The 24,564-nt window shown below is 51.2% G+C and carries 22 protein-coding genes; 13 read left to right on the top strand and 9 right to left on the bottom strand.

The window, feature by feature from the left end; genetic code table 11:
• The first annotated feature begins 26 nt into the window (after positions 1 to 26).
• Positions 27 to 884, top strand: a complete 858-nt coding sequence (locus QP109_RS07370; RefSeq protein ID WP_285024162.1) for an IS3 family transposase — start codon at positions 27 to 29, stop codon at positions 882 to 884.
• 77 nt (positions 885 to 961) lie between these two features.
• Here QP109_RS07370 and QP109_RS07365 read toward each other — a convergent pair whose 3' ends face one another.
• The gene (locus QP109_RS07365; protein WP_285024161.1) at positions 962 to 1,798 is read right to left on the bottom strand and encodes an NAD-dependent epimerase/dehydratase family protein; all 837 of its coding nucleotides are present in this window, start codon (positions 1,796 to 1,798) and stop codon (positions 962 to 964) included.
• A gap of 218 nt (positions 1,799 to 2,016) precedes the next feature.
• On the opposite strand from QP109_RS07365, the gene QP109_RS07360 reads away from it, so the two are divergent.
• Entirely contained in the window at positions 2,017 to 2,901 is an 885-nt protein-coding gene (locus QP109_RS07360; protein ID WP_285024160.1) for a glycosyltransferase family 2 protein, read from the top strand.
• 142 nt (positions 2,902 to 3,043) lie between these two features.
• Here the strand turns inward: QP109_RS07360 and QP109_RS07355 are convergent, their stop codons facing one another.
• On the bottom strand, positions 3,044 to 4,129 hold the full coding sequence (locus QP109_RS07355) for an acyltransferase family protein (RefSeq protein WP_285024159.1): 1,086 nt from the start codon (positions 4,127 to 4,129) through the stop codon (positions 3,044 to 3,046).
• Positions 4,130 to 4,357: 228 nt separating this feature from the next.
• Between QP109_RS07355 and QP109_RS07350 the strand changes: the two genes are divergently transcribed.
• Both QP109_RS07350 and QP109_RS07345 read left to right on the top strand, forming a co-directional pair.
• Positions 4,358 to 5,233 (top strand): LicD family protein, encoded by an 876-nt coding sequence (locus QP109_RS07350; RefSeq protein WP_195224760.1) that lies wholly within the window; start codon positions 4,358 to 4,360, stop codon positions 5,231 to 5,233.
• A 15-nt stretch (positions 5,234 to 5,248) separates the two neighbouring features.
• On the top strand, positions 5,249 to 6,493 hold the full coding sequence (locus QP109_RS07345; RefSeq protein ID WP_270771991.1) for a lipopolysaccharide biosynthesis protein: 1,245 nt from the start codon (positions 5,249 to 5,251) through the stop codon (positions 6,491 to 6,493).
• A gap of 55 nt (positions 6,494 to 6,548) precedes the next feature.
• Here QP109_RS07345 and QP109_RS07340 read toward each other — a convergent pair whose 3' ends face one another.
• The 7 genes from QP109_RS07340 to QP109_RS07310 all read right to left on the bottom strand — a co-directional run bounded on the left by QP109_RS07340 (position 6,549) and on the right by QP109_RS07310 (position 14,924).
• Positions 6,549 to 7,805: a glucosaminidase domain-containing protein gene (locus tag QP109_RS07340; protein ID WP_285024158.1), complete on the bottom strand. Its 1,257-nt coding sequence runs from the start codon at positions 7,803 to 7,805 to the stop codon at positions 6,549 to 6,551.
• An 82-nt stretch (positions 7,806 to 7,887) separates the two neighbouring features.
• Entirely contained in the window at positions 7,888 to 9,033 is a 1,146-nt protein-coding gene (locus QP109_RS07335; protein ID WP_285024157.1) for an acyltransferase family protein, read from the bottom strand.
• A 31-nt stretch (positions 9,034 to 9,064) separates the two neighbouring features.
• A complete protein-coding gene (locus QP109_RS07330) occupies positions 9,065 to 10,828 on the bottom strand; it encodes a hypothetical protein (RefSeq protein WP_285024156.1) in 1,764 nt (587 codons plus the stop codon).
• A gap of 106 nt (positions 10,829 to 10,934) precedes the next feature.
• Positions 10,935 to 11,306: a DUF2304 domain-containing protein gene (locus QP109_RS07325; protein WP_101627524.1), complete on the bottom strand. Its 372-nt coding sequence runs from the start codon at positions 11,304 to 11,306 to the stop codon at positions 10,935 to 10,937.
• 26 nt (positions 11,307 to 11,332) lie between these two features.
• The gene (locus tag QP109_RS07320; protein ID WP_195224755.1) at positions 11,333 to 12,055 is read right to left on the bottom strand and encodes a glycosyltransferase family 2 protein; all 723 of its coding nucleotides are present in this window, start codon (positions 12,053 to 12,055) and stop codon (positions 11,333 to 11,335) included.
• Between the two features lie 51 nt (positions 12,056 to 12,106).
• A complete protein-coding gene (locus QP109_RS07315; protein WP_195224754.1) occupies positions 12,107 to 13,447 on the bottom strand; it encodes a hypothetical protein in 1,341 nt (446 codons plus the stop codon).
• A gap of 61 nt (positions 13,448 to 13,508) precedes the next feature.
• On the bottom strand, positions 13,509 to 14,924 hold the full coding sequence (locus QP109_RS07310) for a sugar nucleotide-binding protein (RefSeq protein ID WP_285024155.1): 1,416 nt from the start codon (positions 14,922 to 14,924) through the stop codon (positions 13,509 to 13,511).
• A 228-nt stretch (positions 14,925 to 15,152) separates the two neighbouring features.
• Here QP109_RS07310 and rfbA point away from each other — a divergent pair, with 228 nt between their 5' ends.
• The 9 genes from rfbA to QP109_RS07265 all read left to right on the top strand — a co-directional run bounded on the left by rfbA (position 15,153) and on the right by QP109_RS07265 (position 24,552).
• Positions 15,153 to 16,013, top strand: a complete 861-nt coding sequence (rfbA, locus tag QP109_RS07305; protein WP_179369796.1) for a glucose-1-phosphate thymidylyltransferase RfbA — start codon at positions 15,153 to 15,155, stop codon at positions 16,011 to 16,013.
• 101 nt (positions 16,014 to 16,114) lie between these two features.
• Positions 16,115 to 17,389 (top strand): rhamnosyltransferase WsaF family glycosyltransferase, encoded by a 1,275-nt coding sequence (locus QP109_RS07300; protein WP_285024154.1) that lies wholly within the window; start codon positions 16,115 to 16,117, stop codon positions 17,387 to 17,389.
• Entirely contained in the window at positions 17,382 to 18,305 is a 924-nt protein-coding gene (locus tag QP109_RS07295) for an NAD-dependent epimerase/dehydratase family protein (protein ID WP_101627518.1), read from the top strand. Before QP109_RS07300 ends, QP109_RS07295 begins: the two co-directional genes overlap by 8 nt.
• Positions 18,295 to 19,245 (top strand): glycosyltransferase family 2 protein, encoded by a 951-nt coding sequence (locus QP109_RS07290; RefSeq protein WP_285024152.1) that lies wholly within the window; start codon positions 18,295 to 18,297, stop codon positions 19,243 to 19,245. The genes QP109_RS07295 and QP109_RS07290 overlap by 11 nt, the downstream gene beginning before the upstream one ends.
• A gap of 13 nt (positions 19,246 to 19,258) precedes the next feature.
• A complete protein-coding gene (locus QP109_RS07285) occupies positions 19,259 to 20,239 on the top strand; it encodes an ABC transporter permease (RefSeq protein WP_285024151.1) in 981 nt (326 codons plus the stop codon).
• Positions 20,240 to 20,241: 2 nt separating this feature from the next.
• A complete protein-coding gene (locus QP109_RS07280) occupies positions 20,242 to 21,432 on the top strand; it encodes an ABC transporter ATP-binding protein (protein ID WP_285024150.1) in 1,191 nt (396 codons plus the stop codon).
• Positions 21,425 to 22,396 (top strand): glycosyltransferase family 2 protein, encoded by a 972-nt coding sequence (locus tag QP109_RS07275; protein ID WP_285024149.1) that lies wholly within the window; start codon positions 21,425 to 21,427, stop codon positions 22,394 to 22,396. The genes QP109_RS07280 and QP109_RS07275 overlap by 8 nt, the downstream gene beginning before the upstream one ends.
• Positions 22,397 to 22,593: 197 nt before the next feature.
• A complete protein-coding gene (rfbB, locus tag QP109_RS07270) occupies positions 22,594 to 23,601 on the top strand; it encodes a dTDP-glucose 4,6-dehydratase (protein WP_285024148.1) in 1,008 nt (335 codons plus the stop codon).
• A gap of 3 nt (positions 23,602 to 23,604) precedes the next feature.
• Positions 23,605 to 24,552, top strand: coding sequence for a glycosyltransferase (locus tag QP109_RS07265; RefSeq protein WP_285024147.1), 948 nt, complete (start codon positions 23,605 to 23,607; stop codon positions 24,550 to 24,552).
• Positions 24,553 to 24,564 lie beyond the last annotated feature (12 nt).

Here is a 24,564-nt window from a genome sequence, read left to right as displayed (position 1 = left end):
CTTCGGTGACACCTTAGTCATTATCAGTGAAACTCCTTCTAGATCAGAGCCTCACACACAAAAACCCTGACACCCTCGATTTACTCCAAGCTGCTGGCCTTGCCAGGTCAACGTTTTACTATCACCAAGCCCGCCTTGATGCTCCTGATAAGCACGCTGGGCTCAAACGTGAGATCAAGACCGTGTTTGACCAATCCCACGCACGCTATGGTCACCGTCGCGTCAGGCTAGCTTTGAAACGTCAAGGCATTTGCGTATCTAGAAAACTGGTAGCCAAACTAATGAAACAAGAACACCTAGTGTGCCAGGCGCGTAAGAAAAAGCGTTACAACTCTTACAGATCCAACCAATCCAACGCGGCTGGCAACGTTCTTAATCGTGATTTCACAGCTACCAAGCCGAACCAGAAATGGGTCTCAGACGTCACTGAGTTCAGAGTAGGAAACCAAAAACTGTACCTGTCACCAATCATTGACCTGTACGACCACAGCGTCATCTCCTACTCGATTAGCGCCTCACCAAACCTAGAACTCACCAACTCTAGCCTGCGCAAAGCCTTACACCAGGCGCAGCCAGGACCGGGCATGATCATGCATACGGATCAAGGATTCCAATACCAACACCACAGTTGGAAAGCCCTACTAGCCAACTACAACGCTACTCAATCCATGTCCAGAAAAGGTAACTGCCATGACAACGCCATAGCAGAAAACTTCTTCGCCCACCTCAAAGCAGAACTGTTCTACCAACAAGCATTCACCAACACCGAAGACCTAGCCAATCAAATACAGGACTACATCCACTGGTACAACAACCAACGCATCCAACAACGACTCGAGGGCATGACCCCGAACGAATATCGGAATCATGCCCTCGTAGCCTAAGAACCCCTACTATTAAACTGTCTAACTTTCAGGGGACAGTTCATCTGTAGGGAGGCCACACCTATTTGAACGCGAAGTCAGTTCTTTGCCATGATCTGGTTGATGATCGTTGGATCGCCCCAAACGCCGGGAGAGTCATAGGGACGATCGGGGAAGGCGCCGTACTCGAGTGTCAAAGAAAGATTGTTTTCCTTGATGTATGCCTCAACGCGGTCAGCCAATGACATCGGTTGACCCGAGCAGGCGTTAATGATGCCCGTGTGCTCGGTCTGCGTCACGATCGCGGCAATCTGTTGCGCTAGACCATCAACGGAAATGAAATCGTACAGATTCTTTCCCATGGTGAAGGGGAAAGATGTCTTGCCTTCTTCATCAGCCTGAAGAAGCTTGCCGAAAATGGAATTACCGAATTTGTCATCGCCGACGATGTAGTAGCCACGGATCCATTGCATCAACGAGCCAGTTTGAGAAGCGCGAATAGCGGTGAGATCACGCAGAGCATTCTTTGCTACTCCATAGAGGGATGCGGGGTGGCAGGGGGTGTCAGCATTAATAGCGCCTTCCCAATATCCGACCTCATGCATTGAGCCCATAACTGCAATCTGAGGCAACCCGCCTTCAAGAAGATGTGAGATGAAGTGGTAGTGGGAAGCCAAATCGTCCACATGCGCCTGAGAATTGTGCTTGAAACCGTCCCTCCAGGCCATGTGAAGCACAACATCGGGCTTGCCTAGCTGCTCGTAGATGTCAGCGTCGCCTGAAAAAATATTGACGTTCAGACGTTTGGCGCGTTCATTGATTCCGTCAAACTTCAAATCCACGACAGAAACATTGACGTCATGCTTCAGTAGAGCGTCGACGACATGGCGACCAATATAGCCACCGGCACCAGTAACGAGAACAGTCTTTCGCATAGTTGTGATGGTATCAGTTGGTTTTGCCATTACCTCGTATAAAACGAGCTAAATCAGACACCGTAAGCTGAAAAACATAGGTGAGGGTTCGTGCACTATCTTGGCGTTCCCTGTAGGTTCTGCCGAGATAATAATCGAGCAACTAAGATGGAGTCATCTGAAAGGTAGAAGCCAGATCCGTTGGCTCCCTTCCTCCGAAGAATCTGAGAGATTGAGCTATGCATACCCTCGACATTATGTTGCCGTTTTGGGGAGAACCGTCGTACCTCTTTGAAACAGTAGAGGCCGTTCGTCACCAAAGCGTGGATGGATGGAAGTTGACGGTTGTTGACGACTGCTACCCAGATCCGCAGGTGGGCGAGTACTTCTCGCGCCTTGATGACGAGCGCGTGACTTATATTCGCAACGAAAACAATCTGGGCATCACCCAGAACTATGAGCGCTGCGTTGAACTTGCTTCGGCGGAGCTCGTTATGTTGCTCGGATGCGATGATGTTCCAGAACGCGACTTCGTCGAACGAATCTTGAAGCTTCACTCTGAATTTCCCTCTGCCTCCATTATCCAGCCGGGAGTTCGAATCATTGATGAGAACAGCTCTGCGGTCACTCCTGTTGTCGACCGGGTTAAGTCCCTACTGCGACCTGATGCGCAGCGTCCTCGTCTGTTGTCCGGTGAGGCTCTTGCCGTATCGCTGTTGCGAGCCGATTGGTTGTATTGGCCTTCTCTCGTCTTCAAGCGTGAGGTTTTTGAAACAACGCAGTTCCGTCCGGGTTTCCCGATTATTCAGGATCTTGCGCTTGTCATGGATGTCATCGTAGCTGGAGGCTCTCTGCTCTTCGATCCCTATGTGTGTTTTGCATACCGTCGTCACGCTGAATCTGCATCATCGACTGCACTTTTTGACGGACGTCGTTTCCAAGGAGAACGCGATTACTTTGCGATTGCCGAGAAGCTTGTATTGAAGAATGGCTGGAGGCGCGCTGCACGTGCTGCGCGTATTCATTCAACGTCGAGAGCACATGCTCTGACTTTGCTTCCCCAAGCCTTGAAACAGAAGGATAACGCGGCAGTCTCGCAACTTCTGAAGCATGTGATTTCGTAGCCTGTCAGAGCAAACTGAAAAGGCTGGTGGGTGCTTCTGAGAAGCACCCACCAGCCTTTTTCAGTGAATGGCTATCACTTCGTTGGAAGGCAATGAGGGAAGTGAGTTCTTAGTAGCGAAAAGCCTTGTTTGCTGAGGCTTACTAACGAGCAGCTAAGGAGAGCTCTCCCCAGGGGGATTTTCCACGAACCCAACGCATCGTTGCGCGTTCGACACCCAACCAGCTCGCCGTCGCCAAGATGCCAGTGATGAGCGTGGAAACCATTAAAAGGAACCAGAACCCCATCGTGTGAACGCCGAACAGGATGAGAAGCTGAAGGACGGGGAAGTGGAAAATATACACGCCGTACGAGATGTCATGAACCTGAATGAGTTTCGGAGAGGGGAGAACAGCTCCCAGCCAGAGGATCAAGTAAGCCATAAATGGTGATGCTGCCTGCTTACCGAAACCGTCCGAACCGTAGATACACACAAGCGCAAGGATGAGGGAAACAAAAGCGTACTCCCATCTCATTGGCAACCTATCGCGTAGCTGGAAGATAATCGCGCCCCCAAGGAAGTAGGGGAGCATAAAGATGAGTAGCTGAAAATCACCACTATTGCCAACGTATGGAAGAAACCAACCGATTTTTGCGTGAATTGCAACCGACACGAGGAATAGCAGGATCGTTGGCCACACGTGGTTCTTTGTGAACGTCCATGACAGGAAGACACCGATGATGATGTAACACCAGAACTCGTAGTACAAACTCCAAAGGGAACCATTCCAAGCCGACGGATAAGGCACTGATGCAAGAGTGCCCGAGACATCGTAGTGATTAATTAAAAGGAAGATATTCGAGTAAATGTAGTGGAGTGGCGTAGTCGGAGTTCCGAAGAACCCGTCGAACGAGTGCCTTTCAACGTAATAGGCAATTGGTGCGAAGATGAAAGCAACCGCGACTAGGGACAGCAAGAATCCGGGATAGATGCGAGTAATGCGATTCATCAAATACTGTGCGCCATTACTTCGGGTTCGTGCACCCGTGATAAGAAAACCGGAAATACCGAAGAAACCAACGACTGCCCAACTACCCAGGTGCTGTCCCTGCCAGACAACACCATCTCCAACACCTGCCAGAATCTGGGCGTGAGAAAACACGACCAGAAACGCAAGGGCTAATCGCAAGAGGTTGAGGGCGTTATCGCGAGAGCTAAGATCTCGAGTATATGGTTGCGGCAGATGCATGGTCACTCAGTGTAATGGACGCATATCTGGCTCCCCTTTGATCGACTCTTGTTTCTCGTGTGCAACCTATGACAGTGGTGAGTAGCGTGGATGTGCATGTGAATTCTTGTGGCGTAACGAGTCTGGGATCATTGTTGAAGCACGATGTGTTTCTCGGCTGAAATACTCTCCTGTGCGATAATCGGGTAACGATCAAATTGGAATGATGCTCGAGTTTAAGGACAACGTATGGCAACGCCTGATGCATTTTCAGATCCGGAGCAGCTTGCGAAGATTCAGGCAGTTCTCCTGAAGATTTTGAAGGATTTTGATCACGCCTGCCGCGAGCTTGGAGTCGAGTACACGGTTTACGGTGGAACATCTATTGGGGCTGTGCGCCACCACGGGTTCATCCCGTGGGACGATGATGTTGACGTGCTTATGACTCGTGCCGATTACGAGCGTTTCCTTGCCGAGGCGCCGAAGATTATGTCGAAAGACTATCGTTTCGACAATACGCGTACGGTGCCAGAATATCCTTTCATGTTTACCAAACTTGGGCTGGATGGAACTGTTTTCATTCCTGAGTTTGGCAAGGACTCGAAGTACCGGATGCGCTTAGCAATCGATCTACTCCCTCTCGATAATGTTCCGGGCGATGATCCTGCAGCGGTTAAAGCAATGAGTCGCAGAACATGGGTGTGGGGACGTCTGCTCTACGTACAGGGAACCCCGACTCCCTACTTGATCGACACACACGGCTTCAAGCGTTTTGCGATCCACAGCGCAACCTCGCTCGCTCATTGGGCTATGCGTTTATTCCGTGTAACCCCACAAATGTTGCAGAACAAGTGGGATAAGGCTGCTCGTCGTTTCGAATCGGTTGATACAGGGATCTACGCTGACTTTTCGATGCGTGATCCGTGGAACTGGACAGTGACTCGCGAGGAGCTTTTCCCAGCTCGGGATGTTCCATTTGAAGACATTACGGTCAAACTCCAGCGCGAGTACGACGCGGTTCTGACACGTTCGTACGGCGACTACATGCAGATGCCACCGGAAGAGAAGCGCCGTAACCATAAGCCGGTAGAAATCGATTTCGGTCCCTACGAGAGCCTCGCCTGAGAGAAGGACTAGTCCATGTCGGACACCAGTGCCAGTAGTTCTCTCAAACGTGACTACTTTTGGAATACTGCATATTCTCTGATGCAGTCTGTGGCGACGGTAGTCATGTTGATCGTTGTCACTCGTGTTCTCGGTATTGAGATTGCCGGCTTATATTCGTTAGCAATTGCGGTCGGTCAACAATTCCAGACGCTGGGAATGTTTGAAGTACGCACGTACCATGTGACAGATGCGTCGGGGAAGTTCACTTTCGGCACCTATCATGCAGCGAGGATCTTGACCGTCGTTGCAATGATTATTGGCATTGCAGGATACGCGGTTGTGAGTGGCGATGGGCTTTGTGCTGTGATGCTCATGATCCTGGTTGCCTCGATCCGCGTCTTTGATGCGGTTGAAGATGTCTATTACTGCGAGCTTCAGCGTAGTGGCCATCTTGATATTGCTGGCAGAGCAGGGTTCTGGCGTACTTTTGTCACCACAGCTGTATTTAGCGCTGGGCTTGTCGTTACGCAGAACCTGTGGATAACAGTAATTGCAACTTTGGTTGCGTCGCTCGTAGCGATGATCGTTCTGTTTATTCCTCAGAGCGTGCGTCTTTTTGCTTTCAAACCGCTATGGACAAAACGCGAGATTCGCGCTCTTCTCATTGATTGTCTACCGCTTGCTCTTGCATCGTTTATTTCCATGTATCTTGCGAATGCTCCACGTTTCGGCATTGACCGTTACTTGGGCCTGACAGAACAGGGTATTTTCGCAATTCTTTACATGCCTGCGGTAGCGATCAATTTGCTGGCATTGGTTGTTTTTAGACCGCTCCTGACACAGATGGCTCATCATTGGGTTCGGCACAACTGGTCAGGATTTGTTGGGATCGTGCGTCGCGGGCTTACCGCTACAGCGGGCGCATTTGTCGCGGTTGCGATTGTGACCTACTTTATTGGTGTTCCAATTCTCAATCTTGTTTTCGGTAAAGATATTGCTCCATATCGAACGGAGCTGATCGTTCTTGTCTTTGGCGGAGCTATGAACTCTGCCAGTGTGATTCTGTATTACGCGATTACGACGATGCGCCAGCAGAAGCTGGTCTTTGTAGGGTACGCCGTGTCAGCGTTGACGATTGCAGCTCTTGTTCCCATTCTGATCCCGCGTTATCAGATTATGGGTGCTTCGATTGCCTATGGAATAGCGATGACCGTGCTATCCATGATCTTCGGATTCGTACTGGTGGCGAACAGGGATAAGAAAGCCGTCGAACAGTAGTCGTATGTGAGAGCCGAAAGACTTCAATTCCAACTGGGACACTTCTGTCCACTTTTTAGCTGAAAGACCGCTTCATCAGGGCAACGATGTGGAACCCGTAGTTTTTGCCGGTCGCCCACCCGCGGTGTTGGGGGTTTTCTTGAATGCCGAGGTATTCAACGATGGGCGCGCTTCCCTTTACAACGTAATCGAACCGTTGATCTACCAGGGGGTAGGTAAGACTCGATACAGTTGCATGTGGGTCAGCGTATACGCGTAGGTGCTGGACTTGTGCCCGCAGACCGGTGCGCACATCGGGGAAGCCGTTGCCTTGTGCTCCGTTACCTGTCGCGGCAAGTCCTGCGAAGTTGAACTGTTGGATCTTGACATCGCCACCGAATGAGAGCCATGCGGTTTCTAGCATGGACTGGGCAAAGACAACTTCCGGGTTGATGCCTTCGGCTGTTGCCTCGTCGTAGAGGATCGAGAAGAAGTCTAAAGCGGTGGGAGCGCCCCCAATGCTGAGTGCACCCGAGGGATAGGAGTGACCCGATTGGGCGTATGCGTTCAGCATTGCTTGGATCGTTGTGGCACGGTTTTTCTGAGGTGCTCCCATGATCGGCGTAGGCGTAAACCACGTTCCGTCGGAGGCAAAGTAGTAGGTGGCCGAATTAATGTCCTGCTGGCCTGTGACCATTGCTCCTGATGGGGCGAGGTAGTACCAGGTGCCGTTGTTTTCCAGCCAACCGGTTTTCATGGCGCCTGATGTTTTAAAGTAATACCAGGTTCCGTTCACTGATCGCCAACCGGTTGCCATTGCTCCGGAAGAGTCGAGGTAGTACCACGTGCCGCCGTTATCGACCCAGCCGGTTTTCATTTCGCCGCTCTGGGTGAGGTAGTACCAGGTGTTGTTGACGAGGTTCCAGCCGGTGGCCATTGCTCCGGAAGAGTCGAGGTAGTACCACGTGTTTCCATTGTGGAGCCACCCAGTGTGCATGGCGCCACTGGTGGTGAAGTAATACCATTTGCCGCCGATGGACTGCCAGCCAGTAACCATCGCGTTCGAGGAATTGAAGTAATACCACGAAGAATTGATGTGCTTCCATCCAAGGACGGCTCGACCTTCTGAGTCAGCCCAATACCAAGAACTGCGATCTTGGAACCAGCCCTGCAGAATGTGTCCCGAACGGGTGAACACCCAGCTATTGTCCTGGAGCGACCATCCGTCTTGGGAAGCTGGAGTTGGCTCAGCGCTGGAAGAAATTGCCACTGAAGGTAGCAGTGTCAGCGCGAAGCACAGTGATGCAACAGAGCGAATGCGATGAGATCCCATAAGGCGAGTCTAATGATCTGAGTACCTTTTTGGAATCTCAGCTGTGGTTTCGAGCTAGATTCCCGGTGAGGGAAAGCAGAGCCTAACGTACAACAGACCTGTCTTCGCTTGTGTGTTCACTCGCTGGTACCGGAGAAACAGAAGAAGTCTTCTTTAAGTCACCCCACGGTGATTTTCCACGTGCCCACCGCATCGCAGCACGTTCGACTCCAAACCAGCTGAGAGTAGCCAGCGCCATCGTGATAAGTGCAGCGACAATCAAGAATGGAACGAATCCGAGTTTGTCTAGGTGAAGAGTGATGAGGAACTGAATGATGGGGAAGTGGAATACGTAGATCCCGTACGAAATATCATGTGTTTTCACCCAATGCGGTGATGGCATGATCGTACCTAGGTAGAGAACGAAGTATGCCATGAGCGGAGAGGCGAGTTGCTTACCGAAGTCTGGCAGGGCGTAGATGATACCAACTGAAGCGATAGCAGCGATCAGCGCGTAGCGGCCACGCATTGGAAGCGTGTCCTTCAGCTGGAAAATCAGCGCACCACCCAAGAAATAGGGAAGCATGAAAATGAGCAGTCCCAAATCGTAGTTGCTATCGATGTAGGGATTAAGGCGTTCAATACCAGCGTGGGCCAACACTGAAAATGCGAATAGAACGGCAGTTGGCCAGACATGCTTGCGCATAAATGCCCAGGACATGAATACGCCGATGATGATGTAGCACCAGAATTCATAGGAGAGCGACCATAGCGACCCATTCCAGGCAGTCAGTGGGTGGTCTGCCAGGGTTGTACCGATGTGGTAGTAGCTGACCTTCAGCAGGATATTGCTATAGACGTAGTCAAGTGGGGTAGGGGAAGTGCCAAAATATCCGTCAATAGTGCCCTTTTCAATCACGTGGGTAATAGGAGCGAGCACGAAAGCGACGAATGTGAGTGCTACGAGGAATGCAGGATAAATGCGGGCGACGCGGTTAATCAGATATTTTCCCGCATCGCTTCGGACTCGGGCTCCGGTAATGAGGTAACCCGAAATACCAAAGAATCCAACAACGGCCCAGCTTCCTAGGTGTTGTCCTAGAACAACGACACCATCACCTGTAGCGGTGAGAATCTGCGCGTGGGAGAAGACAACGAGTAGAGCGAAGAACAGACGTAGAAAATTCAGCGAGTTATCTCGAGAACTGAGGTCTTTTTGGACGAAGGTCTTTCGTAGCTTATCAAGCATGGATTCCTCAAGAGCTAAAGACAAGACTGAGTCAGTTGTCGAGGGTGATGAGCTTGACGCGATCCGATAGACCACAGTAGTCAATCTGTTCGCGCGTAGTTTTGTAGCCCTCAGTGGACGTAATAACAGTCGCTTCTTTATCCCAAGCGCGTAGGAGCGGGCAGAGCATTCCGTAGTAGTCGCCGTGCCATTCGCGGTATGCGTGAATACGCACATCGTAACTTGTAGGCGCTGAGAATTGAATAAGGTACCGATTTCGATCGCCATCGAATGCGAGGTTGGACGCGTGACGAATGAACACGACAGGAGCGCCCTGGTTTTCGTCAAAAACTTCAACCAATTGGTCGTACAGTTTCTTTTCCTCAGGGGTCGGCATTTTGTGGTCTTTATCGGTGGGCATTGTTGCGTAGCGAGGCAGCATGGGGAAGAGAGTCCCACCGCGACCGAAATGTTCAAATGGGAGAAGAGAGCCTACGCCCATGATGACTACCGACAGGGCAAAGAAGGCGGCTTGAACACAACGCCCTCGCCACCATGCGTAGGAGCGTCGGTCAGATGCTGACCGAGGGGTAAACGCTTGGCGGAGCGCTTCAATCGTCATGATGGTTGCAAATGTGATCGTTGAGATCCACATCATCTTCAGGGGATAGTAGCCCCAGCGAGAATCGCCAGATTCTCGCAGTAAGAGGAGGAAGAAGATCGCGAGCCAACTGCCAACTGCAAAGGCGCTAAGTCCCATTGCCTCGGGCGAGCGATGCCGGGGAAGGGCAGCGGCGAAAACGAAGAGCATTAGAAGCAAAAGAATGCTGGCAATTGTAAGGTGGTCGCTTATCTCACCAGCAAAATAGCCGGGACCAGCAGAGAGGTAATCACCGTCGACGCGGAGTGCTGGGAGTGACCAAGCGAAGAAGAATACTGCAACGCAGAGCCAAGTCAGTGCGATCCAAATCAACTCTCGTGACGTTGGGCGATGTGCGGGAAGATTATGAAGACAACGTACAAGTGCCATTAATAGCAACAGGCCGGGCATCAGGGAAGCCGGAGACCACGTAGCAAGTGTGGCGACCAGTAGCACAGGAAGCCAGATGAGTGCTTGGGCAGGACGGAGGGTCCGATAGGTAATCCACGAAAGGATCAAGATCAAATAGATAACTGGGATGTTGAGGTAGCCATCAAATTCAACCGCGCCAAAAACATTACGAGTGAAGGGGACCCACCCGGTAACAAACACGGCAGCTGTGCGTAGGGGCCATGGAGCGTTTGGTAACAACGCCCACGTCAGCCAGCCGGTAAAGATACTGGCGAGACAACATACAACGAGACCCGCAACGATGTTGCCATACAACATCGTCAGAAGTGGGCTGAAGGAAGTTCCTGGCCCATAGAAAATTGAGGTGATAACCGCAGTAAGGAAGACAGGTTTGACCTCATCGCCGGAACCTAGTCCGCCGTTCTGGTGGATTGTCAGCGCTTCGATGGTATTCATCACCATATCGTTACGCGTGAACTGAACCGGAACGCCACCGTCATAGTACGAGAGCAAATAGACGACTGAAGCGATACCGACAAGAGAGGGAAGAAGAATTGCGAGTGCAGTGAAGAAAGACCGAGGCGTCAGTGTCTGGTAGTTCCGATAGATGACGACGCCAAAAAGGGCAAGCGCAACGATGACGGCTGTCCAGAATACCAAGGCGATGCCGGTCTTGACGACCATTCCGAACAGAGCAACTGCGATCAGAGAAAACAGAAAAAGTGCCGTGGCGCGCACGGAGTCTCTTAGGAACTGCAAATTCATGTTGTGAGCCTACCTGACTGATCTCAAGATCTTCTTAGCGAAAAGATTGGTGCTCGTCACGTTGCCAGCGAGGTCTTAGCTCTCCGAGATAACACGTTGAGTGGCTTTAGTGATCTGATTGTTTTCCAGCTTGCTGGGATTTAAGGAGGCCGAGCTCGTAGTTGAGGATTGCGATTTCTTCAGTGAGCTTTCGTCGCTCTTCGCTGGCATGAGACAGATCAACGCTCATTCGAAGTGTAAGAAGCATGAAAACAACTGCTCCAGTCACTAGAGCAAGGTTGAGAGGAACCTGCACACCCAAGAGATGAGCAACAAAGCTCAGTGCCTTCGGGAACAAGGAAACGATCAACACCCCGATTGCAATGACGAACCACCACGTCGCGTAGCGTTCCTTCATCCCAGCATTGCGCATCTTGATGAAGATTGCGTAAAAGATAACGAGCGCGAAAAGGATAGCGAGACAGTACGTTGATGTCATTTCTGATCTCCAGTTTCTCTCACTCGTCAGCCAACAGAGGGGCGTGTCAACGCAACGGACAACGCAATGAATGCACGAATCAGGAATCGAGCAGCTTTAAGAGGATTATGTGAGGGTTCTCCTCCAGCGCGGGGACGCATTTCTACGGGAACCTGCCGAATCGTTAAACCGTGACGTTTTGCGATGACAAGTGCTTCGATTGTGTCACCCAGGTACTCAGCCGGATAGTTCCGTGCAAACAAAGCGATAGCTTTTCGGTTGCTGAGTTTGAAGCCCGACGTTGTGTCAGTCAATTTCGTTTCGCATACTCTCGAAAGGATTGTGGAGAGAACTTTCATTGCCCAATGACGGGGGCCTCGAACGGTGTAGTCGCCTTTTCCTGCGAAGCGCGCGCCGATCACAACATCGGCGGCCGTTTCTTTCGCGGATGCCAAGAGATTCGAGATCTCCTTGGGGTCGTGTTGACCGTCTGCATCAAGCTGAACAGCATAGTCGTAGTTGTTGCGGTGAGCATAGGAATAACCTGTCCTCATCGCTCCTCCGACACCGAGGTTGATAGGCAGATCAAGAACTATCGCTCCGTGTTCTTTGGCAATTGCTGCTGTGCGATCGCCGGAGCCGTCAGAGACAACAGCTATATCAGCCATCGAGCCGACTTCGCTACGAAGCTCTTCAAGCACAGGTCCGATGACTGCTTCTTCGTTCCAAGCTGGAACGATGACCAAGATTCGTGATTTTGCTTCAGCCATTATCTGTTACTTTCTGTTCATCGGTGTCGAGTACATAGTGGATGTATCGACCTAGACAATACTGTTTGCAATCAGAGCAAACGCGAGTGCAAACACGGCGAATACTGCCACTAGAACCGAAGAAGTCTTGGACTTTACTGTCACGGGTAGACCTATCGCAAGAGCCGGTAGAAGAGCGGCACCATATCGCGGAGCAAGGTCAAACCCAACACCCATTGTGAGGTTCAGGTAGATGTAGAACGCGGGGGCTACGAAGATTGAGGCCAACAATAGGGCAAGCGCGAATGATTGGTGAAGTACTTCAGTGTTAACAGCGAAGAGAGCTGCTCCAACGAGACCTGAAACTAGAAGCAAGGAAGATAACGTTGTGAATGCATAAGGGAGCCCGACTGTGCCGAGTAAGCCTCCATTGAGTGATACGGGGCCCATATAAAGGTAGGTAAGGAAATTATCTAGTTGCTCGACCGCAAAAGTCGGTGAGAAGGGAACATGCGCATCGATTGAATAATCTTTGGCGATGTGGATTGCAGTGAGGTTCCTGTAATGCTGGTAAGCAAATTGAGCGACAAGGCCCAAAAGTAGCGCCAAGAATGCAAGAAGAATTGGTCGCTTGAGTGAAGAGCGTTCCTCTTTAATGCGTATGAAATAGATGAGGATAAACAGCAGTGCTGCCCCGGTTGCAAAGAGCATCTGGAACTTAATCAGACCAAAGAAAACCGAGGCAACGATGAGGGGAATCGAAGTCCATTCTTTGCGGACCATTTTGAGCGCAGACAAGAAGATGAATGAACCTGCGAGCAAGCTGAACGAGTCAGGGGTGATATAGAAGTTCGCCCACCTGATTGCGGGACTTGCAAGCATAAGGGCGGTCACTGATGCTGTGATAAGGCGTGAACCGCCGAGGTATCGCGCAAGGCGCCATGTCGCAGTTAATCCCAGCCCGAGCCATAGAGTACCGGTGAACTTGGCTAACAAATACATCTGCTTGCCGGGGGCGAGGAAGAGAAGGATCTTCGTCAAGAAAGCAGTGATAAAGAAATAGAGAGGTGAGTGAACTGAAGCGGTTGAATAGCCTTTAAAGGGATAATCTTCAGAGGGCGCATTGGTGTCACCACAGGCGGGGCCTTGCGGGCCGTAAATCTCGATGCCTACGCATGTAATGAGCGAACGCGCGTATTCGTCCGTTTCAGAGTATTGACGAGTAACTTCGCCGTGCATTGCTTTATCAACAGCGTCGATATATACGTACTCGTCTTGTGGGGAGATCGCACTATGCTCCGAAATATAGCGATAACCGACGAGCGCTGAGAGCGCCGTGAAGATAAGAGCCAAAAGAACAGTTCGTACCCAGAGCGGAGCCTCAGAAGCATTCCGATACAGTTTCGTGTTCATGATGGTGCGAGTGCCTTCACTTGGTTTGGTGTCCAGGGCGGTCATAACGCGTGAGTTGCTCTCAGCTGAGAGTCTGAGTAAGAACCTGCATCGAGTTTTGTGGTGTGAAGCCTGTCTGTTCAAGCTTCGTCAAATCAAGCGTCGAGTTGAGAGGACGGGGAGCAATCTGTTCTTTTCCTGCGTAATACTCAACGGTTGTTACGGGGGTAACGTCGTTTGGCGAACGACCGACTAATTCGAAAACTCTTTTCGCGATGTCACACCACGAGACAACGGGACCTTCGCCAGAAAGATTGTATGTTCCGTATTCGGCGTTAGTGGACAGAAGGTGAATGATGCCACCTGCTAGGTCGGTAGTAAAAGTAAGACGCCCTTTTTGGTCGTTGACAACGGTGGGATTAACACCTTCATCAGCAAGACCCTTCATCGTCTTAATGAAGTTCTTTCCATCGCCAACAACCCAGCTGGTCCGAACCAAGTAGTGCTGGTCAGTGGTGACAATTGCTGCATCGCCACCAGCTTTCGACTGACCATACACGCCGAGAGGGCTTGGATTCTCGGTCTCCGTGTAAAACTCCGCCGAACCATCGAAGATGTATTCGGAAGAAATATGCACCACCGTCAAGTGGTGTTTGCTTGCGATTCGAGAGAGATTCGCAGGCCCATGGGCATTAGCCCGCCAAGCAAGCGGGCGCCCTTCAGGTGTTTCTGCTCCGTCGACGTTTGTCCAAGCTGCTGCATTGATAATGATGTCGTATTGCGACCAGTCGACCGCGTCCATGGCGACATCGTCAGCAATATCAAATTCTGGAAGATCGACACCCGTCACGCTGTAGCCAGCTTCGGGGAGTTGCTTGAGAAGTTCGCGTCCAAGCTGACCATTTGCTCCGGTTACCAAAACACGTCGCGTATCCGGAGAAGGGAAAGGAATAACATCTGCGAGTTTGGGATGAGCTTTGTCCTTATCGGACAGAATCGCGTCCTCCAACGGAATTGGCCAATCAATTGCGACAGTTTCATCGTCGAGGTTCAAGAAGGTGTATTTTGCGTCGGCAGACCAGTGGTCATTCACCAGATAGGTGTATGCAGTATTTGGTTCTAAAGTCTGGTATGAATTGCCCACGCCACGAGGAACGAAGACTGCAACCGAGGGGTCAATTTCAGTCGTGTAAACCGTTCCGAACGAAGGACCTTCGCGCAGATCTACCCACGCGCCGAAGACTCGGCCGGTTGCGACCGAAACAAACTTGTCCCACGGCTCAGCGTGAATACCGCGTGTTACGCCAACTTCATCGTTGAAAGAAATGTTGTTCTGCACGGGGCCAAAGTCGGGTAACCCAAGAGCGAGCATCTTCTCTCGTTGCCAGTTTTCTTTAAACCAGCCACGGTTGTCTCCATGCACGGTGAGATCAATGCGCAGGAAGCCAGGAATAGGGGTTTCCTCAATGCCAAGAGCTTTTCTGGTCGCTGTCGTCATCGTGAATCGTGCTCCTACATCCATGGCTGGCGCTGAGTGGAAACTAGTACTGGAACGAGTTTAGGTGATAGGGGGCCGTTTATCGGTGAAGCAGACGGTGATATTCCTCAGTTGCACTCTGGTACATGTGTGAGTGTGATGCGCAACATTAGAAAAAGTCTTGGCATAATGTGCGTCAAGGTGCACAAGTAAGTCGACCAGTGCGCGCACTCAACCTGCGGAGGAACGATGAAGGGCATTATCCTTGCCGGCGGATCAGGAACCCGACTGAATCCAATTACATTGGGAACGTCAAAACAACTTGTCCCGGTGTATGACAAACCGATGATCTACTATCCCTTGTCAACGCTGATGCTTGCAGGTATCCAAGACGTCCTTGTTATTACGACACCACATGATGCCGAAGCTTTCCACCGCCTGCTGGGCGACGGCTCACAGCTTGGTGTCAATATCTCGTATGCCGTTCAAGAAGTGCCGAACGGACTTGCCCAGGCATTTGTCCTTGGGGCTGATCATGTTGGAACTGACTCCGCGGCTCTCGTTCTTGGCGACAACATCTTCTACGGTCCCGGTATGGGCACGAAGCTTCGCCGTCATGTGGATCCTGATGGCGGTGCAGTGTTCGCCTACCATGTGGCAGATCCAACCGCGTACGGTGTCGTTGAATTCGATGATAACTACACCGCAATTTCTATTGAAGAAAAGCCTGCTCATCCGAAGTCGAACTATGCGGTTCCCGGTCTGTACTTCTACGACAATAACGTCGTAGAGATCGCGAAGAATCTCAAGCCTTCCGCACGCGGTGAATACGAAATCACGGATGTGAACAAGGTTTACCTTGAAGCAGGAAAGCTTCAAGTTGAGGTTCTCCCTCGAGGTACTGCTTGGCTCGATACTGGAACATTTGATTCCCTTGCTGATGCAACGAACTTTGTTCGTACAGTGGAAGCACGCCAGGGGATGAAGGTTGGAGCTCCTGAAGAAGTGGCTTGGCGTATGGGCTTCATTGATGATGAAGGACTGCGTCAGCGCGCTGAACCGCTGGTGAAGTCCGGTTACGGGCAGTACCTGCTGGACCTGTTGAAGTGATCTGATCTGTCAGTTTCCCGTCAACGTCGTGTGATGGGGAACTGGCAGACCTGTGTATGTACTGCCCTGTATCAAGGCCTCGGACATATACACTGACGCGTATGAATGGAATGAAGAAGCTCGCGAACTATTCAAAGCTGGGCGCCTCGTATTACAAACGTAACGGCGCACGACTGACAGTAGGGCGCCTCTTCCTCGGAGTGGGCACTCACTTATCCTCTCCCAAAAATGCGGGTGGGCTCAGAGGACGAAGAAATGCTTCGTTGGTGAAGTTCGAGGATGCAGCGGTTGCTGACTGGACAGTAGATCCGCAGTGGAAACAAGAGCCTCGATCGGTCGGAGACGGCCCATTTACGACTGCCTGGATTATGTCTCCCCCCGGAGAGCATTCAGGTGGACACCAGAATATATTCCGTTTCCTTTCTTTCTTGGAACAAGCCGGACATACGGTCAAGATCTTTCTCTATTCCTCTAACCCCCTGCCGATCAACATCAAAGGCATCCAAAAGATACTTCGTGACTCGGTTGCTTATCCTCAGTTGAATGCTTCAATCGAGGTGTATTCGCCATCGGCTGGAGTCGGCGAAGAAGTCGACGCGATCTTCTCCACCGGTTGGGAGACGGCATACCCCTCGTACCTCGACCGTTCGAATGCGCGCAGATACTACTTTGTGCAGGACTTCGAGCCGTCGTTCTACTCTGTTGGCTCCGAATCCGTGCTTGCCGAAAATACGTATCGCTTCGGCTTTGAAGCTTTTACTGCTGGACGCTGGCTTGCAAAGAAGCTTTCCACTGACTACGGAATGAAAACGCATCCCTTCGATTTTGCGGCGGATTTTTCGCTGTATAAGCGAACGAATGAACAGCGCCGATCAGATGTGTTCTTCTATGCGCGACCAGTGACGGCTCGTCGAGGGTTTGAGCTGGGTGTCATGACTCTTGCTGAAGTGAAACGGCTACGTCCTCAGACAACGATTCACATGGCAGGATGGCGTCTCGGTGGTTGGGATGTGCCATTCGACTTTATCGATCATGGTGCGATGAGTATCAGTGATTTGAGTCCTCTCTACAACAAATGTGCGGCCGCTCTGGTCATGTCACTGACGAACATGTCGTTGCTCCCACTTGAATTGCTTTCGTGTGGAACGATCCCGGTCGTCAATGACGCAGAGAATAACCGTCTGGTTTCAGATAATCCACATATCGCATACACGCCACTGTCGCCAAAGGCGTTGGCGCACAAGATCGTTGAAATTCTCGATGATTCTCAGCAGATTGAAAAATCTTGCGAGGCAGCCTCGTCCGTTTCGGATTTTTCGTGGGACGATGCGGGGGCTCAATTTGTCACCGCCTTCGAGGAGGCAATGCGTGGCTGACATTCTCGTCATTGGCGGAAACGGTTTTCTTGGATCCCACCTCGTGGATGCTCTCGTAGTACGGGAGCATTGTGTCACCGTATTCGACATGTTTTCGGGGACTAGCCATTGGGCCTCGGAAGGCGTTGATATCGTTGACGGAAACTTTCTGAACATAGCTGATCTTCGTCGCGCCGTTCATGGCAAGCAGATTGTCGTTCACATGCTGTCGACGACGGATCCTGCAACAGCAGAAAATGACCCGATCGTGGATATTCGCACGAACATTCTTGGCTCGGTTGAGTTGTTCCAGATCTGTGCTGACGAGGGAGTCGAGCATGTCTACTTTGCTTCTTCAGGTGGCACGATCTACGGAGATCGCGATCAAGAAAAGTTCTCTGAAGACGACTTGACGCTACCAGTTTCTCCCTACGGCATTGGAAAACTTGCCATCGAGAACTATATGCGTTTCTTTGAACGGAAATACGGTTTGCGTTCAACGAGTTTCCGTATTTCGAACCCGTATGGGACTCGTCAAAACCCGCATAAGCGCCAGGGAATTATTCCGATTTTCTTGAGGAATATTCTGAACAATATGCCTCTGACAGTGATGGGAGACGGAACGATGTTCCGTGACTACATCTATGTCAAAGATTTCGCGAATATCGTCGCTACGATGATTTCGACGGGGCCAAGCCAGCCGGTATACAACGTTGGTTCGGGACGTGGTACTACGGTGAACGAACTTGTCGACGCGATGGTCAACGTGACGGGTAGGCATCCTGTTATCGAATACCGTGACGTTCCCAGCACCTATGTCCACGGTAGCGTTCTTGACACGACACGCATCCAAAACGAGTTCGGACCGTTCGAAATGACTGAACTTGAGGTCGGTATTCAACGTACGTGGCAGGAGATTTGTGAACATGGCTTCTGAAAAAGAATATGAATTCGACGCAACAGTCGTCATTCTGACCTATAACGGTGAGCAACACCTTGAGGAAATTCTTAATGCGGTTCATGCTCAGCGCTATGGTGGCACGTTTGAAACGCTCGTCATTGATTCGGGATCCACAGACTCGACGCTCGACATCATCGCGAAGAATCCGTGGGTCAGGCTTCATCAGATCCCGAATAGCGAGTTTGGTCATGGAAAAACACGCAACCTTGGTGCCCACTTGGCTAAGGGGCGCTATGTTGTCTACCTGACTCACGATGCGACTCCAGCATCTGATCGCTGGCTCCATGAGATTACCGCTCCCTTTGATATTAGCGAGCGCATTGTTGCAGTCATGGGTTCTCAAGCGCCTCGTGCAGATGCGTTCCCATTGCTGCGCTACGACGTGAAAAACACCTTTGCCAGTTTTGGGCCGATGCACGGTACAACCTTGTTCTACGACGATGATTTCATTCAGGACGAGGGCGTGCGTAATGCGGTGACCTTCTATTCCGACGTGAATTCGGCAGCTCGTCGTTCAGTGCTCACAGGCGAGATCCCTTACCGTGATGTTTCGTATGCCGAGGATCAGTTGCTTGGCCGAGATGTCATTGATGCTGGCTATATCAAGGCGTATGCTCCGCGAGCTGTCGTTTGGCACTCTAACGAGATGACGATCTTAGAATACGATGATCGCATGTTCGAAGAAACGCAGGGCCTTCGCGAAGTCGGGATTGATGTAGCCCTTCCGTCGATTCCTACAGTCATAAAGCTTGTTGTTGGTGGAGTTCTTCGGGATGCGGTTCGTTTAGTTCGTGATCGCGAGGTTACGACCAAACGAAAGCTTCACGGGTTGCTTGTGAACCCGGCCTATCATGTCCAGCGCTGGCGAGGCGTACGTCGAGGAGTGCGTTCAGCCTTGAAGCGCTATGGCGAATGAGGGGGAGACTGAAGTGACTACAAGAGCGAACTCAGAGTTTCATAGCCCCTCTGAATCAGGAGCCGAATTATCAGGGATGACACCAGAAACACTCGACAAGATCGTTGCTGATCGGGAAGCACGCCTGGTTCAAGAACCTCTTAAAGAGCTCGGGGACAAGACGGGAATTATCAAAGGTACGCGGACGGCTGTCCGAGATCTGTGGCGACGTCGAGAACTGTTCGGCTACCTTGTCAGACGAGAGCTTAAAGCAAAATACAAGGACTCATCTTTCGGTTTTGCCTGGTCGCTAGTGAAGCCACTGGCACAATTGCTGATCTACTTCATCGTTATTGGCCATTTTCTTGGAGCAGCGCGAGGTATCCCGCAGTTTGCTATCTTCGTCTTCTCCGGATTGACAGCATGGACGCTATTCGCTGACATCATTAATGGAGGAACCGGATCAATTGTCGCAAATTCCGGGCTTGTAAAGAAGGTTTACCTTCCACGTGAGGTATTCCCACTATCTGTTGCAGGAAATGCCCTTGTTAACTTCTTAACTCAGTTCATCATCCTCCTGATTGCTGTCGTATGTACTTTTCAATTCCCGCATCTGCATTTACTCGTATTCTTTCCGCTAGCCCTTCTTCTCCTTATCGTTTACGGCTTGGCTGGAGGCTTATTTCTCTCAGCAATAAATGTTTACTTGCGTGATGTTCAACATCTGATTGAAGTGATTACATTTCTAGGATTCTGGGCTTCCCCTATTGTCTATTCCTATTCCTTCGTAGCAAACGCGGTTTCCGGATGGATTCTTGAACTGTACCTGACTAATCCAATTACCCTAGCAATTCTTGGGTTCCAAAGGACAATGTGGGCGGCAGGAGTCGATGCTCCCTATCCCACTCATATGATTCTCCGCATGACAATTGCTTTGATTGTCGGAATTCTTCTTCTTTTCGGAGCGCACCGCGTGTTTGTGCGTCTCGAAGGTAACTTCGCACAGGAGCTGTGATAATGGCTAAGACTTATCCAGATGTTATCCGTGTAGATAATGTGTCAAAATCTTTTAAGATCCATCGAGATATGTCGATAAAGGATCGAGTCGTCCATTCTTCAAAAGCTCATATCGAAGAGTTTAATGCGTTGGAAGACGTTTCTTTGTCGATCCCAATGAATCAAACAGTCGGTCTGATGGGACACAACGGTTCTGGTAAATCTACACTGCTTAAAATCATGGGCTCGATCATTCGTCCGACGACAGGAACGGTGACTACACGTGGGCGCATGGCGGCTTTACTTGAGCTTGGAGCTGGCTTCCATCAGGATTTAACTGGTAGAGAGAACGTCTTTCTCAATGCATCAGTTCTTGGCATGACTCGCGTGGAGACTGAACGACAGTTCGATGAGATCGTTGCCTTTTCTGGAATCGAACGCTTCATCGACACTCAGGTGAAGTTCTATTCCTCCGGAATGTATGTGCGCCTAGCCTTTGCAGTTGCGGTTCACTCGGATCCGGACATTCTTCTTGTTGATGAAGTCCTTGCGGTTGGTGATGAGCCATTCCAACGAAAGTGCATGGATAAGATTTCCGAATTTCAACGTGAAGGACGAACGATTCTTCTTGTCTCGCACTCAGCAGATCAAGTGAATGCGGTCTGTGACCGCGGTGTTGTTCTCGATCATGGACACGTTGTTTTTGACGGTAATACGCAAGAAGCAGTTCATGTTCTTCGTGAAGCATTTGAGCTTGCCGATAGGGAACAGAAGGAAAGCGATCCTTCAAATTACTTGTTTGGCAAAGTCCGTCTCGATGATGTTTATATTGAGGACGCACACGGCAATCGTGTTCATCGCCTGAATACTGGAGATGATATGAAAGTCCAGATGGTTTTCACCACTGAAGAGAAAATGGATGACTGGCTGGTTGGTATTACATTCGAAACCAATCTTGGTCAGCACTTGTTTACATTTGATACCAATGCCTCAAAATCGGTAATGCCTTCAGTTACAGGTCAGAATCGAGTCACATTCTCGATTCCTAATCTTCCTCTTGGGGATGGAATGTATCGCCTTCATGCGGGGATTGCAGATGGACTTGGGAGGACCATCAATCATCGCCACAACGCGTGGGACTTGATCGTTGCTGGGCCTTATGCAGGTACGGGGCCGATTGCGATGATGCCAACAATTACTTTCAATGATTGATTCTCCGCGCATCAGTGTCGCCCTGTGTACGTATAACGGCGAACGATTTATCGCTCAGCAGATTGAGTCGATTCTGGCTCAATCCATGCCGGTGGATGAAATTGTTCTGGGCGATGACGCTTCTAGTGACAACACAGTTCAGATTGTTGAAGAGCTTGTTGCTGGAACAAACATCGACCTCATGGTCCGGCGTCATAATCCCGGCCTTGGCGTCAGGAGTAACTTTGCTGATGCAATCAGCGCGACGACCGGTGACGTCATTATTTTGTGCGATCAGGATGATGTCTGGCATCAGAACAAAGTTGAGAAACTCGTTGAAGCTCTTGACGACAAAGAGCTCGTTCATTCCGATGCCCGCCTTGTCGACGCTGAGGGGAATCCAAAGGGATCGGCGCTTCTTGAAGAGCTCAACGTCAGCGCGTGGGAGAAACGGAACCTCGTCGATGGCGATGCGCTCGCGGTACTACTCAAGCGGAACCTTGTTACGGGCGCAACGGCTGCGGTGAAGGGGGAATTCGCGCGCAGTATTATGCCGGTTCCTGACGGCTGGATCCACGACGAGTGGCTTGCGTTCATTGCCGCTTTCGATTGTCAGCTGGTTCTTCTTCCAGAAGCCCTGACGGACTATCGCCAGCATGAGAACAACCAAATTGGCGCGAAAAAAGAACCGTTATCTGTTCAGATCAAACGCAAGATTTCAGCAGACTCTGATGATGATGCGCGACGCTTGACGCGAGCCCTCAGCGCATCCCACTTCGTCAATACAACACAGCGGGGCACAGCCGAACAACGACACCGCCTTGAAGAAGCTGTGAAGCATCAGCAAGCTCGTTCACTCATGCCCAAAGGACATTTTTCTCGGATCCCATCGCTTATGGGGGAGGCGTCTAAAGGCAACTACTCGAAGTATTCGCGGGGTATCTGGGCGTTCGGTCGTGATCTGCTACGGAGCTTTGATTCCTGAGACGTACATCTTGCTGATGGGGATCAGGGGAGTGCCTGTTTCTCCCCGCGGGGCCGGGGCTTCTTTTACTCGCAGGCACGGCATCAAGAAATGTGCCTCCCTCGGCTTGTCTTTCTGGTTGATGGTGCGTCTGAGGCTCATTCACTGTCCTCGTACGGCATAATTGCCTATAACTGTTCATTCGTTAGGAGTTCATCGTGCGAATCGTCGTTACTGGTGGTGCTGGTTTCATCGGAGCCAACTTCGTCCATACTCTTCTTGAAGACCATCCGGATGTGGATGTTGTTGTTCTTGATGCGTTCACCTACGCAGGCAACCGTGGCTCGTTGACCGACGTGTCCGAGGACATGGCGAAGCGACTGAGTGTCATTGAAGGCGACATTGCGGATGCTGATCTTGTCGATTCACTCGTTGCGAAGGCTGATGCTGTCGTGCACTTTGCTGCCGAGTCGCACAATGACAACTCTCTGAACGATCCGTCGCCGTTCATTCAGACGAACCTGGTTGGTACGTTCACCCTGCTTGAAGCAGTCCGACGCCACAAGGTCCGTTTCCACCACATTTCAACCGACGAGGTCTACGGCGATCTGGAACTGGACGATCCCGCTAAGTTCACGCCGACCACCCCCTACAACCCCTCGTCGCCCTACTCGGCATCGAAGGCCGGCTCGGACCTTCTGGTTCGCGCGTGGGTGCGTTCGTTCGGTGTGGAAGCAACGATTTCAAACTGCTCGAACAACTACGGTCCCTACCAGCACATCGAGAAGTTCATTCCTCGCATGATCACGAACCGTCTGCGCGGTGTCCGTCCGCGCCTGTACGGCGATGGTCTGAACGTCCGCGACTGGATCCATGTTCGTGACCACAACACGGCGGTCTGGGACATTCTGATGAAGGGTCGTATCGGCGAAACATACCTGATTGGCGCTGACGGTGAAACGAACAACCACGATGTTGTCACGATCCTGAACGAACTAATGGGCTACCCGGCAGATGATTTCGATCATGTCGCCGATCGCCCTGGCCACGACCTGCGTTACGCGATCGATAACACGAAGCTGCGCGAAGAACTTGGGTGGGAGCCTCACTTCACGGACTTCCGCTCGGGTCTTGCTGACACGATCAAGTGGTACACCGATAACGAAGCATGGTGGGCGCCGCTGAAGGAAGCCGTCGAAGCGAAGTACGCGGCTGAAGGTCACTGATTCGTGGATAGCCAAGCACGTGGCGCGTTGGGTGAAAACCCGCGCGTCACGGTCTTAATGGCGACCTACAACGGTCGGACATGGATTGACGAGCAAATCGATTCAATCCTCGATCAGAGGGGCGTCGACGTAACGTTGCTCGTTTCTGATGACGGGTCAACAGATGGCACTGTTGAACACGTTGCAAAGCGCGCTGGTCAGGATCGACGTATTCAGCTTCTTCCGCCTCGCGACGGTACGCCGGGTGTGACGGGGAATTTCCTTCATCTGTTCATGACGCATCGTCCGGATGGTTCGTATGTTGCGTTTACGGACCAAGATGATGTGTGGCATCTGGATAAGTTGTCCAGCCAGATTGCGATTCTTGAAGCTGAACATGCGGATGTGACATCCTCGAATGTCACGAGCTTCGATCAGTCGGGGAAGAAGACTCTGATTGATAAAGCGGGTGCCATGCAACGATGGGACCATATTTTTGAGGCTGGAGGACCGGGGTCGACGTATGTTTTTACGCCGGAATTCCATGAAAAACTTCGTGATGCTCTGGAGCTTTTGGACTACTCTGCTATCGGTGTCCACGATTGGTACGTCTATGCGATTTCGCGTGCGATTGGTGCCAAGTGGATTGTGAGTGCGACGCCAACCCTGGATTATCGTCAGCATGAAGCGAATGTGCAGGGCGCGAATAGGGGATTGGGAGCGTATGCCGACCGTTTTGCGCGTCTGCGTAGCGGTTTCTATCGTGGTCAGTTCTTGGCGGTCGCGCGTGCCGTGCGTCAGGTGGCAATATACGACGATCAAGTGATGGCGGATCTGAGTACGTTGATCGGCGAGCTTGAGGACACGTCTGTTTCTGGTCGCCTGAAGTTCGCGCGTCGTTGGCGTCAGATTCGACGCAAGCCTCGTGAAGGTTTCCAGCTGGCGCTCGCACACGTTTTGGGCGTGTGGTAGTTGCCGGTTGTT

Origin of the sequence: Pauljensenia sp. UMB9872, assembly GCF_030212665.1 — a bacterium.
Taxonomy (GTDB): Bacteria; Actinomycetota; Actinomycetes; order Actinomycetales; family Actinomycetaceae; genus Pauljensenia; species Pauljensenia turicensis_B.
Note: the sequence above shows the minus strand (reverse complement) of the source record. Positions and strands in the feature narration are given on the sequence as shown.

What these genes read in the sequence shown, in the direction of transcription:
- QP109_RS07365 (WP_285024161.1), bottom strand. Translation starts at nt 1,798, where the DNA reads ATGCGAAAGACTGTTCTCGTTACTGGTGCCGGTGGCTATATTGGTCGC.
- QP109_RS07360 (WP_285024160.1), top strand. Translation starts at nt 2,017, where the DNA reads ATGCATACCCTCGACATTATGTTGCCGTTTTGGGGAGAACCGTCGTAC.
- QP109_RS07355 (WP_285024159.1), bottom strand. Translation starts at nt 4,129, where the DNA reads ATGCATCTGCCGCAACCATATACTCGAGATCTTAGCTCTCGCGATAAC.
- QP109_RS07350 (WP_195224760.1), top strand. Translation starts at nt 4,358, where the DNA reads ATGGCAACGCCTGATGCATTTTCAGATCCGGAGCAGCTTGCGAAGATT.
- QP109_RS07345 (WP_270771991.1), top strand. Translation starts at nt 5,249, where the DNA reads ATGTCGGACACCAGTGCCAGTAGTTCTCTCAAACGTGACTACTTTTGG.
- QP109_RS07340 (WP_285024158.1), bottom strand. Translation starts at nt 7,805, where the DNA reads ATGGGATCTCATCGCATTCGCTCTGTTGCATCACTGTGCTTCGCGCTG.
- QP109_RS07335 (WP_285024157.1), bottom strand. Translation starts at nt 9,033, where the DNA reads ATGCTTGATAAGCTACGAAAGACCTTCGTCCAAAAAGACCTCAGTTCT.
- QP109_RS07330 (WP_285024156.1), bottom strand. Translation starts at nt 10,828, where the DNA reads ATGAATTTGCAGTTCCTAAGAGACTCCGTGCGCGCCACGGCACTTTTT.
- QP109_RS07325 (WP_101627524.1), bottom strand. Translation starts at nt 11,306, where the DNA reads ATGACATCAACGTACTGTCTCGCTATCCTTTTCGCGCTCGTTATCTTT.
- QP109_RS07320 (WP_195224755.1), bottom strand. Translation starts at nt 12,055, where the DNA reads ATGGCTGAAGCAAAATCACGAATCTTGGTCATCGTTCCAGCTTGGAAC.
- QP109_RS07315 (WP_195224754.1), bottom strand. Translation starts at nt 13,447, where the DNA reads ATGAACACGAAACTGTATCGGAATGCTTCTGAGGCTCCGCTCTGGGTA.
- QP109_RS07310 (WP_285024155.1), bottom strand. Translation starts at nt 14,924, where the DNA reads ATGACGACAGCGACCAGAAAAGCTCTTGGCATTGAGGAAACCCCTATT.
- rfbA (WP_179369796.1), top strand. Translation starts at nt 15,153, where the DNA reads ATGAAGGGCATTATCCTTGCCGGCGGATCAGGAACCCGACTGAATCCA.
- QP109_RS07300 (WP_285024154.1), top strand. Translation starts at nt 16,115, where the DNA reads ATGAATGGAATGAAGAAGCTCGCGAACTATTCAAAGCTGGGCGCCTCG.
- QP109_RS07290 (WP_285024152.1), top strand. Translation starts at nt 18,295, where the DNA reads ATGGCTTCTGAAAAAGAATATGAATTCGACGCAACAGTCGTCATTCTG.
- QP109_RS07280 (WP_285024150.1), top strand. Translation starts at nt 20,242, where the DNA reads ATGGCTAAGACTTATCCAGATGTTATCCGTGTAGATAATGTGTCAAAA.
- QP109_RS07275 (WP_285024149.1), top strand. Translation starts at nt 21,425, where the DNA reads ATGATTGATTCTCCGCGCATCAGTGTCGCCCTGTGTACGTATAACGGC.